The organism is Pseudoalteromonas sp. MMG012 (assembly GCF_018100875.1).
In the GTDB taxonomy this organism is placed as follows: Bacteria; Pseudomonadota; Gammaproteobacteria; order Enterobacterales; family Alteromonadaceae; genus Pseudoalteromonas; species Pseudoalteromonas aurantia.
This window is the reverse complement of the sequence record NZ_JAGJEF010000030.1, coordinates 19,822-34,463: the sequence shown is the minus strand read 5'-3', so window position 1 is coordinate 34,463 and position 14,642 is coordinate 19,822. Positions and strand designations below refer to the sequence as shown.

The 14,642-nt window shown below is 41.4% G+C and carries 13 protein-coding genes; 7 read left to right on the top strand and 6 right to left on the bottom strand.

Annotated elements, in window-relative coordinates; all coding sequences use genetic code 11:
* Nucleotides 1-192 precede the first annotated feature (192 nt).
* Both J8L97_RS11900 and J8L97_RS11895 read left to right on the top strand, forming a co-directional pair.
* Nucleotides 193-2,286, top strand: coding sequence for a CHASE domain-containing protein (locus tag J8L97_RS11900; protein ID WP_211049943.1), 2,094 nt, complete (start codon nt 193-195; stop codon nt 2,284-2,286).
* Nucleotides 2,287-2,301: 15 nt separating this feature from the next.
* Nucleotides 2,302-2,730, top strand: coding sequence for a response regulator (locus J8L97_RS11895; RefSeq protein ID WP_192509863.1), 429 nt, complete (start codon nt 2,302-2,304; stop codon nt 2,728-2,730).
* A gap of 269 nt (nt 2,731-2,999) precedes the next feature.
* Here J8L97_RS11895 and J8L97_RS11890 read toward each other — a convergent pair whose 3' ends face one another.
* From J8L97_RS11890 to J8L97_RS11865, 6 genes are read right to left on the bottom strand one after another with little or no spacing between them, the layout of a single operon-like run.
* Nucleotides 3,000-3,878 carry a sugar phosphate isomerase/epimerase family protein gene (locus tag J8L97_RS11890; protein WP_247688655.1) on the bottom strand — a complete coding sequence of 293 codons (879 nt, stop codon included), beginning with the start codon at nt 3,876-3,878 and terminating at the stop codon, nt 3,000-3,002.
* 10 nt (nt 3,879-3,888) lie between these two features.
* On the bottom strand, nt 3,889-5,619 hold the full coding sequence (locus J8L97_RS11885; protein ID WP_211049941.1) for a GMC oxidoreductase: 1,731 nt from the start codon (nt 5,617-5,619) through the stop codon (nt 3,889-3,891).
* Nucleotides 5,620-5,628: 9 nt separating this feature from the next.
* Nucleotides 5,629-6,243: a gluconate 2-dehydrogenase subunit 3 family protein gene (locus tag J8L97_RS11880; RefSeq protein ID WP_211049939.1), complete on the bottom strand. Its 615-nt coding sequence runs from the start codon at nt 6,241-6,243 to the stop codon at nt 5,629-5,631.
* 10 nt (nt 6,244-6,253) lie between these two features.
* Complete coding sequence (locus tag J8L97_RS11875) at nt 6,254-7,477, bottom strand: sugar MFS transporter (RefSeq protein ID WP_211049937.1); 1,224 nt, start codon at nt 7,475-7,477, stop codon at nt 6,254-6,256.
* 4 nt (nt 7,478-7,481) lie between these two features.
* The gene (locus tag J8L97_RS11870; RefSeq protein ID WP_211049936.1) at nt 7,482-8,540 is read right to left on the bottom strand and encodes a sugar phosphate isomerase/epimerase; all 1,059 of its coding nucleotides are present in this window, start codon (nt 8,538-8,540) and stop codon (nt 7,482-7,484) included.
* A complete protein-coding gene (locus tag J8L97_RS11865; RefSeq protein WP_211049975.1) occupies nt 8,537-9,688 on the bottom strand; it encodes a Gfo/Idh/MocA family protein in 1,152 nt (383 codons plus the stop codon). The genes J8L97_RS11870 and J8L97_RS11865 overlap by 4 nt, the downstream gene beginning before the upstream one ends.
* A 162-nt stretch (nt 9,689-9,850) precedes the next feature.
* Here J8L97_RS11865 and J8L97_RS11860 point away from each other — a divergent pair, with 162 nt between their 5' ends.
* The 5 genes from J8L97_RS11860 to J8L97_RS11840 all read left to right on the top strand — a co-directional run bounded on the left by J8L97_RS11860 (nt 9,851) and on the right by J8L97_RS11840 (nt 14,394).
* Nucleotides 9,851-10,594, top strand: a complete 744-nt coding sequence (locus J8L97_RS11860) for an AraC family transcriptional regulator (protein WP_247688654.1) — start codon at nt 9,851-9,853, stop codon at nt 10,592-10,594.
* A gap of 455 nt (nt 10,595-11,049) precedes the next feature.
* Nucleotides 11,050-12,024 (top strand): hypothetical protein, encoded by a 975-nt coding sequence (locus J8L97_RS11855; protein WP_211049934.1) that lies wholly within the window; start codon nt 11,050-11,052, stop codon nt 12,022-12,024.
* Nucleotides 11,988-12,341 carry a hypothetical protein gene (locus tag J8L97_RS11850; RefSeq protein ID WP_211049932.1) on the top strand — a complete coding sequence of 118 codons (354 nt, stop codon included), beginning with the start codon at nt 11,988-11,990 and terminating at the stop codon, nt 12,339-12,341. Before J8L97_RS11855 ends, J8L97_RS11850 begins: the two co-directional genes overlap by 37 nt.
* 461 nt (nt 12,342-12,802) lie before the next feature.
* Nucleotides 12,803-13,243, top strand: a complete 441-nt coding sequence (locus J8L97_RS11845) for a substrate-binding domain-containing protein (RefSeq protein WP_225738547.1) — start codon at nt 12,803-12,805, stop codon at nt 13,241-13,243.
* A 14-nt stretch (nt 13,244-13,257) separates the two neighbouring features.
* Nucleotides 13,258-14,394, top strand: a complete 1,137-nt coding sequence (locus tag J8L97_RS11840) for a hypothetical protein (protein WP_210995295.1) — start codon at nt 13,258-13,260, stop codon at nt 14,392-14,394.
* The last annotated feature ends 248 nt before the right edge of the window (nt 14,395-14,642 follow it).

Here is a 14,642-nt window from a genome sequence, read left to right as displayed (position 1 = left end):
GCACGTACTTTTCTAGAACGCACCTTAATTGAATAATGAACGTAAACACTTATTAATTGGAAATTTTCTCCAGTATTTTTCTATTGGTCTACACTCAAGTACTAAGGATTTGCCCATAAGTGCGATTGTCATAATGAATAGTCGACTGGTTCGCCGCAAAATCACGCATAAGGATAGGGAAAGGGAATTACAATGACAAAAAAGCAGGTCTCTCCAGCTCGGTTTTTACATTGGTATCATTGGCTTGTTGTAATTGCATCACTCTTGCTCACCGTGACAGCATGGAAAATATCTGATAACCAAATTCAGGCCAAAAGAGCAGCTTTATTTAAAGCTCAATCAGAATTACTCTTAACCCAAATATCAGAACGTATGTCTCATTATGAAATTGCATTAAAAGCAGGCGCCGCAGCAGTTCAAACCTATTCTTTGCAAACTCCAGCCAGTGATTGGAAGACATTTTCTGACACACTTAATATCTTTGAATCTTACCCGGGTATAAATGGCATTGGCATTATTTACCATATCCCAAAAAGCGAACTCGACTCGTTTCTCATACAGCAACGTAAAACCAGACCTAATTTCGCCATTCATCCACAACATCAAGAACAAGAGTACTGGCCAATTACTTACATAGAGCCCGTTGAACATAATATGAAGGCGGTTGGGCTAGATATGGCTTTTGAACATAATCGCTTTAGTGCAGCTAAAAAAGCCAGAGATACTGCGTCAACACAAATTACTGCTCCCATAGTCCTTGTGCAGGACGCAAAGAAAACGCCTGGGTTTTTACAGTTTATTCCTTTTTACGATACCTCTGAAACCACCAGCCTTGCACAAAGACAAACACACTTTGTTGGCCACGTATACGCCCCATTTATTATGTACAAATTAATGGAAGGCACACTACAACAAAGTAATAGGCAGCTTGTTTTTAGTATATTTGATGGTAAAGACAACTTGTATGACGAGCTCACCGAAAGCAATCATCACTATGACGATAAGCCACTGTTTAGTAAAACAATCACACTCAATATGTACGGCAGACCATGGACGTTTCATATTCAATCGGCGCTGTCGTTCAGAACATCCACACATTCAAGCCAACCGCTTATTATTTTAGGTAGCGGTATTTTGATTGATGCATTGTTGTTATTTATTTTTATTACATTGACTCGCTCACAAAACAGTGCAATGGCAATCGCCAATCAAATTACACATTCTCTCGCCATTAAAGAAGAATATTACAGACACATCATTGAATCGGCACCTTGCGGGATCATTATTACCAGTGATGAAGGGGTGATAGAGCAAATAAATCCGCAAACCAGATCACTCTTTGGCTACACCGATGATGAGCTCATCGGCAAAAAAGTTGAAATGCTCGTACCCTCACGATTTCAACCCAATCATCCTCAGCATCGTAACAGCTTTCATAAGAACCCCTCGCACCGCCAAATGGGTATAGGCCGAGAAATATTCGGGATGACAAAAAGCGGTTATGAATTTCCTGCTGAAATTGGCATTGCACAATTTAAAGATGGTAATGATTTGAAAGTGTTAGCCACAATTATAGATATGGCCGAACATGTAAAAATAACCGAAGAACTTAAGCGCAGTAATAAAGAGTTAAATGACTTTGCGTATGTGGCCTCCCATGACCTAAAAGCCCCATTAAGAGGCATTATGCAACTTTCCTGCTGGATAGAAGAAGACATCATAGAGTTTGCAAATGAGGAAACCAAAGAGAATTTGTCTTTACTTAAAAGCAGAACAGCACGCTTGGAAAGCTTATTGGAAGATTTATTAGCTTATTCTCGTGTGGGACGAAAAGGTGGCGAAATTCAACTAGCTAACGTCCATGATTTGGTGCTCAATATATTTGACTTACAGCCCTCTTCTGAGAACATCTCAATGACCTGCGACATTACTTTACCTGAAATTAATACACCTATCGCGCCACTTGAAACCATTTTCCGCAACCTCATTGGCAACGCGATTAAACATAAAGGCGAGGGGAAATTAATGATTGATGTGTCGGGTCAAGAACACATTACCCACTATCAATTCTCTGTTGCCGATAATGGCGTAGGTATTGACCCTAAGTATCATCAGCAGATTTTTGAACTTTTTAAAACTCTTAGGCCCAGAGACGATGTCGAAGGCAGTGGTATGGGGTTATCAATTATTAAAAAGCTACTGGATTATCATAAAGGTGAGATTAATGTCATTTCAGACGGGGTCAATGGTACCTGTTTTACATTTACGTGGCCAAAAATACTATAGAGGTAAAAATAAAATATGAGTGAAGTGAATTACAAACACGCATCGATTTTATTAGTCGAAGATGACGATATAGATGCGAAGAGTGTTGTCCGAGCTTTTAAAAAAATGCGTATTGCTAATCCTATCATACGCGCAAAAGATGGGATGTACGCACTAGAGTTATTAAAAAATGACGAAGTACCAAAACCTTTTTTGATCTTGCTCGACCTTAATATGCCACGAATGGGTGGTCTTGAGTTTTTAGCTGAGCTACGAAACGACCAACAGCTCAAAGGTAGCGTCGTCTTTGTGCTAACTACCAGTAAGGATGAGCAAGATAAGTTTGCTGCCTATGATCAAAACATCGCAGGTTATATTGTAAAAGAAAATCTACAACATGGTTTTGATGAGTTGGTCAAACTCTTAGATCATTATTGGCGCATTGTTGAGCTACCAGGCACATAACGGTGAGTCACTCCTCACACCGTGAATAAAATCCTTTATTCACGGTGGAGTTAAGCGTTTAACTATACTTTTACCTCAACCACAGCTAAGCATCTACAGTGCGCATTATAAGACTTAAACGCCTCAATACCTCGTACAAATAATCAGCCTGTGATTAAGCGGTCTATCGAGTTTAAATCACAGCACATCGATATATTTCGATACGTTAAATATCTAGAAAGCACGGTTCATTAATTATACAGCTTAATAAAAACAAACTAATCAAATATTTACTGTAAAATTTTATCTAAATTTAACTTCGATAATTTAACCGATTGTAATGGAGTAAGTCCTTCTGGGTAGTCCTCCTGCTCTAACACAATCCACTGTACACCTCCATCAGTGTACAAAGCTTGCGTTAAATTATACCAATCTATGCCGTTATTTTGGCCGATGATCGGAGATAGATCCGCTGAATTCTGTTCTGGAATAACCACTTTATAATGCGTGGTGATGGTACGATTTGGGTATTTTTTAACATAAAACACCGGGTCTTTACCTGCAAATGAAGTCCAGCCAACATCTTGTTGCAACACCACATTTGATTTTGTATTTTCAGCAATGTAATCCCAAAATGTTGACTCTTTATAATCTGCAAATTCATGTTGATGGTTATGATACCCAATTTGCATATTGTAAGGCTCAAGCTTATCAGCTAAACGATTCAAATCATCCACAACACTGGCGACTTGAGTATGGTCCCATGCGCGCTTTTCCCATGGATCAATTAAATATTTCACGCCTAACGTTTGATAAAAGTGCACACTGTCGGCAAATTGCTCATCTGAGAACTGTTTAAAATCTATATGTGCGCCACTGGCTTGCAGCCCAAGTGAATCTAAATAGCTTTTTAACCCTTTAGGATCATGTTTATACGGGCCAAATTCGCCTGCAAACTCAACGCCTTCAAAGCCCATATTGGCCAACTGTCGTAATGTCCCTCTGAAATCTTGTTTTAATGTGTCTTTCACTGACCACAATTGCACACTGACTTTAGCGGCTTGCTGTGTTGAGGTTGTTGCATCTGGCTGTGTTTGCTTATTGTCTGTTATTTGACACCCCATCAAGGCGCAACTTGATAATACCATTACGGCTAATGTTTTACTCATTCGTGTTACCTTAAATCCTGTTATTTTTAAGTTCATTAACGGCGTAATCAACTGCTCGCACCGTGATTGCCATAAATGTCAGTGATGGATTAACCGTGGCAGTAGAGCAAAAACTGGCGCCATCAGTGACAAAAAGATTTGGAATATCGTGGCTCTGGTTGAAACCGTTCAGTACCGATGCTTTTGGGTCTGCGCCCATTCTAGCGGTGCCCACTTCGTGAATTGCAATCCCAGGGTGACGCTCATGATAGCGTGTATAGCTATACACGTCTTTTAAACCTGCCTTGGTCAACATCTCTTTCGCTGTATCGGCGGCGTCATCCATCATGCGCTTTTCATTGTCTGACCATTGGCAATCTATAACGAGTTGCGGTATCCCCCACTTATCTGTTTTCGTAGCATGAAGTGCCACATGATTTTCATACCTTGGTAGCATTTCTCCTTGCGCAGACAAACCAAACCGCCACCTTCCTGCTTGTGTTAATTTACGCTTAAAATCCACCCCAAAGCCATCTTGCTTTGCGATTGCTCGCCAATCTTCACGGCTCGACCATGCTGCAAGCGCATATCCTCGCTTGTAACCCTTTGCATAGCGGCTTGGTTTATACTGAAAATTTGGAATATAGGGACTAGTTGGACGCCGACCCGAATAATACTCTGCGTCAAACCCCTCAACGATGCCCACGGCTCCCGCATTGTAATTGTGGTCCATCAAATAATGTCCTAATACGCCGGAATTATTTGCAATACCATTGGGAAAAGAGTGTGATTTTGAATTCAGCATAATTTGTGTAGAGCCTAACGTAGACGCGCACAAAAATACCACTTTGGCAAAATACTCTCGTGTTTCTAGGGTGTCATTGTCAATCACTCGCACACCCGTGACTCTATTTCGACGAGCGTCATAAATTAAACTATGCACCACACTATTTGGCGCGATGTGTAAATTTCCCGTTTTAGCTGCTGCGGGTAACGTTGAGCTTTGGGTCGAAAAATATGCGCCAAATGAGCAACCTTTTTGGCATTCATTACGCGCCTGACATTTTACCCTACCTTGAGATAGGTGCAGCTGAGTAGGTTTTGTTAAATGTGCAGCCCGTCCCATCACCATAGGCCTATCTGGGTATAGTGAGCTAAATTTATCTCTGAGCATTTTCTCAGGTGCAGTCCATTCAAAAGCCGGCTGCGATACACTATTCGGTAAAACATCTAAATTATCGTTGTGTGCGGCAATGCCTGCATGCTGTTCAACATGGTCATACCAAGGTGCTAAATCTGCATACCGTAACGGCCAATCAATACCATACCCATCCGCCTTATTCGCTTGGAAATCCCACTGATTAAAGCGATAAGATTGCCGATGCCAAAGCAACGACTTTCCCCCTAATTGATTTGCACGGATCCAACTAAAACCCGTGCCTTTTGCTGTCGAGTAAGGTAAATCTCTATCATTACCAAAAAAGTGCTTGGTCGAATCACTAAAGGCATAGCATAGCTTTTGTACGTAGTGTTGTTGCGCCGTCAGTAAGTTGTCAACTTTCATACGATTGTCAAACAACCATGGTCCTTTATGCTCTCCAATATAATCTTTTTGGTGCTCAACAACTCGCCCGCGCTCAACCATCAAAGTTTTGAATCCACGTTCACAGAACTCTTTTGCCGCCCACCCACCGGTTATGCCTGAACCAACTACGAGCACATCGAATTTTTCTTTGCTATTTTTAATATATAAGTCTGTCATGATGTTTATCTAGTAAAATCCTAGAGACCCCCAACTGCTATCTACTGATTTATAGGGAATTGAACCTCGGTATCCACCAGGTATCGCCTGATATTTCAACACCTCAGTGGCCCCATACTCAGTGGTAAAATAACCAAATACAATCAAGCTCTTTAGCAGCTTAAATATCGTTGTATCTTGCTCAGTAAAACCCATATTCTGATTCTCAATAGACGCCAAAATTTCTAACTGCGCAGCGGAGCGCAATAAATGAAAGTCATGCTTAAAATGAGTCTGACTTATACGTGTCATTTTTTCTAGTAAACCAATTGCTTGTACTTGCTGATGCTGTGAATACACTGTGTTCAATTGATGATCAACAAAGCCATGAACATCCAATTCACTGGCCGATAAAGTCTCGGTTTTGGGCATAATTAGGTCACATATGCACTTAAGCATTTGCATGTGTAATTGCTTAAATACCATAGCATCTTGCGCCGTACTGTCTTCTTTGGCCCGATAAGCTAGGGCTGACGACAACCCAGAGCCATCAATAAGCTGTGCTGCCGTCGCACTCCCAAGCAAAATCGTAAAGCTGTGTAGAAAATGCCGCCTGTTATTGTCAATATCCACTGTTTCACTCATTGCTGGACTCCTATGCAACATCTTCATTTTGCTCAAAATTATTATTTTTACGTTGGTACGCCAATAAAATAGAAAAGGCCAATATCAGTACACATGGAAATATCATCAAATACCCGAGTGTTGTTTGCCCAGCGATCAGTTCAGCTTGAGCTGCTGATAAGTTACGCTGCAAAGCGTACTCTCTTGATAGGTCGATCCAATTTCCTATGACGGGGCTCCAAATGCTGACCGATAGCATGCCAATTCCCCCCATGAGAGACAACCCTATCGCGCCTGTTTGTGGCAATTTTTCGGCAACAAAGCCCAACATTGTGGGCCAAAAGTACGTTACGCCAAGCGCAAAGAAAAAGGCTGCAATGTACACTTCCACGCCAGATGCAACACTCATTAAAAATATGCCCAACGTTGCAAATATAGCCGAGGCAAGTAACACACCTGTCGCATTAAGCGCATGTACTAAGGGACCAGCAAAATAACGACCGACCGCCATTAATCCGGTTACCATTGCCATAATCGCCATTGGGCTTGCGCCCGACGCCCCTAAAATTCGCTCAATCCATTGCTGTGTACCAAGCTCTGTTACCGCAGTCAAAGACATACAAAAAGCCATAAAGATGAAGAGTGGTGAGAGCAAACTCTTTAAGTTTACAGCCGTAGCAGCTTGTATTGTTTGAGTGTGTGGAAAAGTATGACGTACGATTAAATAACCATAAATACCGGTAGGGATGAACATAATCGCGATTTGGCTTTGCCAAGATAGCGCTAAATGCGACATCCCCATCGCAACACATGCGCCTATAACAATGCCGCCTGGAAACCAGACATGGAAGCGATTGAGCATGGTTGTTTTATTATTTTTATACAGCTGCACAACCAAAGGGTTGCACCCAGCTTCTACCGCACCGTTTGCAAAACCAATACAAAAACTTGAAATGATTAACGACCAAAACCCGACAGCGCTGATAGTTAATGCTAAGCCAACAACATGTCCGATAAAAGCGACCACCAGCAATTTTTTTGCGCCCAGCGTATTGTACAATAACCCACCAATAACAGTCGCAACAGGAAACCCCAAAAAAGCCATTGCGTTAACCCACCCAAGCTCGGTGTCCGTAAGCGCGAAGTCTTGACTAAGCTGGGTTAATATTGCTGCTCTAATCGCAAACGTCATAGCCGTAACCGTTAACGCTAAACAGCAAGCAATAAACAGTTTATTTGACTGAATATGATTCATTGTTTTACTCCATTAGACCCAAAATTTGACGATTCAATTGACTGTCAGCTTGACTCGATGCAAAATCATCAAACGCACGCTGTGCAGGTTTAATAAGGTGTTTATTAATAAATGGCGCGCCCTCTTTGGCGCCTTCGTGCGCATCTTTTATACAACACTCCCATTCAAGCACCGCCCATCCATCAAACCCATATTGAGTCAGCTTGCTAAACACTTGCTTAAAATCTATTTGCCCATCACCTAACGAACGAAAACGACCAGGCCGATGTTGCCAATCTTGATAACCGCCATATACGCCACTTTTGCCATTCATTCTAAATTCCGCGTCTTTAACGTGAAACGCTTTGATGCGGTCATGGTAATGGTCAATAAAAGCGAGATAATCAAGCTGCTGCAAAACAAAGTGGCTCGGATCATAAAGAATATTTACAGCTGGATGCGCATTTGTTGCTGTCAAAAATCGTTCAAACGTCGCGCCATCGTGTAAATCTTCACTCGGGTGTAGTTCAAAACACACATCGACACCGCAGTCTAAAAATGTGTTAAGAATAGGAGTCCAGCGTTTGGCGAGCTCCGCAAACCCTTCGTCAATGAGTCCACTTGGCCGTTGCGGCCACGGATAAACACTTGGCCACAACAATGACCCTGAAAAACTGGCATGTGCAGTGAGTGCCAATTTTTCACTGACTTTTGCTGCCATCTTCAATTGTGCAATGGCCCATTGTGTGCGTGCCGGTGCATTCCCTTGGAACTCAAGTGGCGCAAAGGCATCTAACTGTTTATCATACGCTGGGTGAACCGCCACGAGCTGACCTTGTAAATGCGTTGAAAGCTCACTGATCTGCAGCCCTAAATCTTGCAGAGTTCCTTTGACTTCGTCGCAATAACTGTCACTTTCATACGCCAGCTCTAGGTCAAAAATGCGTTTGTCCCACGTCGGGATTTGCACTGATTTATAACCTAAATCAGCAACCCATTGGCCGATTTCTGATAAAGAGTTAAATGGCGCTTCATCCTGAATAAACTGTGCTAAAAATATGCCAGGGCCTTTTATTTGATTCATATTGACCTCGGTGTGGGCACCAATGATATTGGGTGCCATTTCTGTGTTGATTGACTCGCTGCAACAACATGTTCAATGAATGCCATACCTCTGACAGCATCTGAGATGTCTGGTATGTCAAAGTTGTGCCGGGCCGTAGCATCCCCCTGTTCGAAGGCACGGATCTGCATCGTAAAATTTCGATATATATTGGCAAAGGCTTCAATATATCCCTCAGGATGCCCGCTGGGTAAACGCGTAGCCATTTTCGCCTGCGTGCAAAGACTGGCCATACCGGTGCGGATCACTTGTGTTGGGTGAACTGCTGATTTTAACAGTAAAGTATTGGGATCAAGTTGGCTCCACTGCAGAGACTGATGCTCTCCGTATACGCGCAGCGTTAAATTATTTTCATCTCCAACTGCCACTTGACTGGCAAGCAAAACGCCCTTAGCGCCATTATTAAATTGCAATAACACACTGCCATCATCATCAAGTACTCGGCCTGTTTTGCTGGCGGTTAAATCTGCGCAGATTGCCGTAATATCTGAACCGCTCACATACTCAGCAAGGTTAGCAGCATGAACACCGATATCTCCCATACAGCAACTCATACCACTGCGCTGTGGGTCGAGTCGCCACTGAGCTTGCTTGTTATCGTCATCCACCGCCAACCAGCCTTGACTATACTCCACAACCACTTTGGTAACTCGACCAAAATCAGTTTGCTTCACAAGGTGTTTTGCTTGTTTGATCAATGGGTAGCCCGTGTATGTATGTGTCAGTCCATACAAACGTCCAGACTTTTCCACCAACGCCTCCAACAACAATGCTTGTGTTAAATCAAAAGTGGCGGGTTTATCACTGAGCACATGAAACCCAGCTTCTAGTGCCATTTTAGCAACAGGAAAATGTAAATGATTCGGCGTGACCACAACGACGAAATCCATTTTTTGTGAAGAGGGTAGTTTCGCTTCTTCAATGAACATTTGCTGGTAAGAGGCATAACATCGAGCAGGATCTAAATTTAAGCTTTGTCCATAGCTCATAGAGCTTTGTTCATTGGCGCTAAAAGCACCACACACTAACTCTATATCACCATCTAATGAGGCGGCCATACGGTGTACTGCACCAATAAACGCACCATTGCCTCCCCCTACCATCCCCATTTTTATTCTTTTCACGGGCTGTTACTCATTTTTTCATTTTATTCTTTAACGACCAGTCTATGATTTTGTCACTTATGTGGGTAAGATAAATTCAGTGAACTATATAACTAATTCAGCGTCGTGTCATTTTAAGCTCCGACTAAAAACAGAGGTTGTAAAGCGATGAAAAAGAACGATAACCAACTAATTTTCATGGAGAAAATGGGGGTAAAGCAAATAGCACTCATGTACGATTTCATTCCAGACATTTTATTTTGGGTAAAAGATTCTAAGCACCGTTTTATATATGCGAACCATACTTTTTTAGAGCACATGGGGGTTTCACGGCTAGAAAATATTATTGGCAAGAATGATTTTGATTTTTCGCCGCCTCATGTTGCACGCCAATTTATTCAAGACGATAACAATGTACTCAAAGGAGAGCGCGTCACTGAGCGGTTCGAAATGAATCAAACCAAAAAGGGAGATTTAGCTTGGTTTACCACCACAAAAAGACCCATTTTTGATGACAAGAATAAGATCATCGGCACTTATGGTATAACACGGCATTTACAGAAAACTTCAACCACGCTCGCCAATATTGACGCCATAAAAACACCGGTTGAATTTATTCGCACCAATTATCACAATCAGATCACTGTCGAACAACTTGCTGACATCGCTCATCTGTCAGTTAGTGCACTCGAGCGACGATTTAAAAAACACCTAGCTAAAACCCCTAAGCAATTTTTGATTGAGATCAGATTAGAACAAGCGCGCAAACTACTTATCGAGACAACGCTGCCTATATCATCCGTATGTTTTGACACCGGATTTGTGGATCCTAGCTATTTCAGTAAGCTATTTAAGCGGTTTTTCGGTATGACACCATCACAGCTGCGTACTGATAGCCAAATAGATCTTTGATAAAACAAGCATGAGTGAACAACTTTATGCTTTGGGTTTAAGATTTTTTATCATCGTAAAGACTGACTATGTGAGCGAATTTATAATACTTCCAATCACCGGTTCATATTTTCGCAAATACATCTTATAAAATGATTAAAGCAAGGCTTACAGCGCTTCACCCCAGCATATTAAATTTAAAAAATGCTTTAAATATAGAGGCTTAAATTTTGCTCCGATGCACACATTCAGCTATAGTTACGCGTAATTTTCAGTGTGATAAAAAAGAGTTGAGATGAAAGACGAATTTATCAGGGATGGCATAAGGGGTAACTTAGTTGTCAAAAATTTTGTACCTGCTACCAACATCGGAAAGTTTGACCTTAGAGTAGAGCCGCACAAGAAAAAAATCACCGTGATAGTTAAAGTTTTTTTATCGATTTATTGATAATACCCAAGATCAACTGACTTGGACAATGACTCAAAAAAGTGATTTTAAACGAGCAACGCGCCGTGCCATTATCGATAAATGGTCCAATAACTATAAAATTCGCTGTATCAAACCGGGTTGGGAAGAGTTTGTCATGAATATTGACTTTGTCATTGCCCAAGTAAACAACCCTGCCTATTGCCAATATGTTATTGAAGTAAAAAAACTGGCCCGATATAAATCAAGTGGCGGCATAAATCACGGTGTAACCCCACATGTGTGTGGCGTGAACAATTTCGCCAACGAAGTTGATATTACCAAAAATCAAGAATACATTTTTAATTACAAAGAAGGGCTGATCCGCGCCGGATTACGCAGTTTATTGCCAGCTGGTGATGGGGACTATGTTACTTTTTCAGCAAATCAGCATATATTGGCATCAAGCATGAAAACTTACCTAGATCGCTTTCTTGCGATTGTTAGAATGAGGCGAACATCTGATGTGCTGGGTATTAAAGCGTATGTCATCGGCCTAAAAGGTAAAAATGACGGCATGTTTACGCACAATTTAGAGTCCAATCGTGCCGCTGCGATTGCTAACTACATTAACACACGTATTACAGGAGATAACTTTGCCATTGCATCAGATACTTCTGAACAATGGGCAAAAGACGCCGTTAAATTTCTAAAAACACGCTCACGCAACCATACCATTTCAGGTCAAGATGGAGGGGCACTCATTGTTATTCGAACGCCGAACAATGTCGAACGAACCGTGCCTCACAAATACATAGTTATGACACACGAATTTGGACATATGCTTGGCTTACCCGATGAGTACCTTGGCATTCACAGTAACTCTACTCTATCGAAAATCCAACTGGATCGTGTTTGGCCTGTCACTTTAGCATCCACCTCCGTAACAACTGGGTCCGACCGTTTGCGTTTAATGCAAGATGGTTACACCGAAATGGTTACACCGAAATGGTTACACAAGCGAATATTCCACTGCCAAACTTAATCTCAACCACCACCACGGCTAAAAAGCCAGAAGCAAGGTATGCGCAGCAAAAAATAGATGAAAAAAACGACCTACACTCTACACGCAAACGACAACTTAAAGATAAATTCGGTCAAGATAACTGGACCTATAAGAAATATAAGAATTCTCACCCTTACCTGTCTGGTCCCCCTCTGTTAACCGCTATTTCAAATAGTATTATGCACAGTGGTAGTGATATTCAAAAAGCCCATTTTGTGACTATTTGGTCTGCACTTTGCAACGCGACTAGCGACCACCTACAGTGTACCGACTGGGAAATTATACCCACTACTTGATGGTAATTACCGATTAAAATAGCCACATGCATGTGGCTTAATACTGCTTTTAATACACATTTGTTAAATACATTATTGCGCTACTAAGCGACTCGTTACACACTCAGATGCTCATAACTCAACGTCAAAAGTGTTGGCAGCATAAAGTGTAACGAATGGAATTTATGCCAATATTGTTATGTTGTACAAATACGCGATATTAAGATGAAAATATCAAACCTTGCAATAAAATAGCAAATTGCTCACCTAAAAAACATGTTATTTTTGTATCGCCTACCTCTGAACCGCTCAGCTATCAGCAGCACAATTCTTACAACCGAAATTCAATGCCTTAGAAGACGCTATTCTCTATCTAATCACTAATATTTTCTCTATAAATACTTGCTTAACGTACAGTTGCAGCTATTTTTACTTTTGTAAGAATAATTTATAACTCCCTGCAATTACACAAGGAATTTCATATGTTATGGCCTGTAAAAAAAGTAACGTGGAAAGTTATTCTAGCTGTCTCCACTTTCAGTTTATTTAATACCTCTAGTGCCTTCGCTGAAGTCGCTATCGTCGTTCACCCCAGCAACGCCTCTTCATTTGATCAAAAGCACATTAAAAAGATTTTTTTGGGTAAAGCCAAGTCTTTCTCCAATGGCCGATCTGCGATTTTAATCAGCACCAGCTCTAAAGACCCTGTTACCGACGAATTTAATAAAAAAGTGATTGGTAAGTCGAGCAGCCAAGTGAAGGCCTACTGGTCTAAGATTTTATTTACAGGTAAAGGTACCCCCCCACAAGAAATGGGTTCAGCCAGCGATGTAATTGCGGCCGTTGCATCAAATCCCGATGCAATTGGTTATGTCGACGCAAGCGCAATCTCAGACACCGTTAAAGTTGTAGCCACATTTTAAGTAGAGGTATGATTATGAAAAAATTACTCACTGTTACTTCTAGTATCGCGATGCTCGTTTCATCATGTGCTTTTGCTGAAATGCGGATCAGTGGTTATGGATCCGTTATCGCAGGTAAAACACTCGGCACCGTTGATGACCCTTTAAACCCAGGTCAAACACGAGATGAAATACTCACCGCCGATTTTTACGATGTTGGTCAATACGATAACGATATTAGTATTAAACCTGAGTCTATCTTTGCTGTTCAAGGTGTCATGGACTTAGCCGACAATTTTTCTGTCACTGCACAACTCGTTGCCAAAGGCATCGATGATTTTGAGCCCGAGTTTGATTGGTACTACGTGACCTACCAAGCGACAGACGACCTTACATTGATGGCTGGTCGGCGTAATATACCCATGTACTATTTTTCTGAGTTTTCAGAAGTGGGTTATGCGTATCCGTGGATGCGCCCACCGTCAAATTTGTATTGGTGGCAAGTTACCCAGTTTAATGGTATTAGTGCACTGTATGATTTTGAAATAGGTGACTATTCAAATACATTAACGGTATTTTACGGTAATGAATATTCAGACGATAATGTAGAAATGTTGTATTACAACAAACTTTACGGGGGCAATGCTCGAACTGTCAATGAGTTTTGGACTGACATTACCGGCATGAATTGGAATATTTCAGGCGACAACTTTGATGTACGGTTTGTCTATTTTCAAAACGATCGTGATAGAGAAACCATTCAGCAAGATGGCAGCATCGATCCATACACTCCTTTTTCACAAACCTTTATCGGTGTTGGCGGCAATGTTTCGTTAGATCAATTTACCTTATTGTTTGATGTTAACTTTGTAGAATATGATGATGAGGTCGGCACTGAGTTTCCAACTTACTTACTGTCACTAGTATACAATTGGGATGACTACCAACCTTACATATCCTACTCAAAAGCTGATCAAGAGCGAACAAAGGTGCCTACGGAAGACTTAGAAGAGCACTACGTACTTAGCTATGGTGTTCGCTATAACTTCCTGCCGAACGCCGCATTTAAAATACAGTATGACAAATTTGTTGACCAAGGAGATAAAGCGACAGGCTGGGCATATCATGGAGATGCACGCGCTATCAGCCTCGGTGTAGACTTTGTATTCTAAGCGTTGGCATTTTAACTTGATGTAAATAAGAGCACGACACATATGTTTCCAGTGAGTCGTGCTTTTTTATCATGTTAAAAGGAAAATCAAATAAGGCATTAAATGACTTTAGTTCTATCAATCGCATGATATTATTTAAGCCTGAACGCATGATTTCTTTGAGTGTTGATAAGTCTGTAACTCCCCCCTAAAAATGAATATTACCGCCCCATACGTTCATTCAACCAGATTCAAGGTAATGTTTAAAT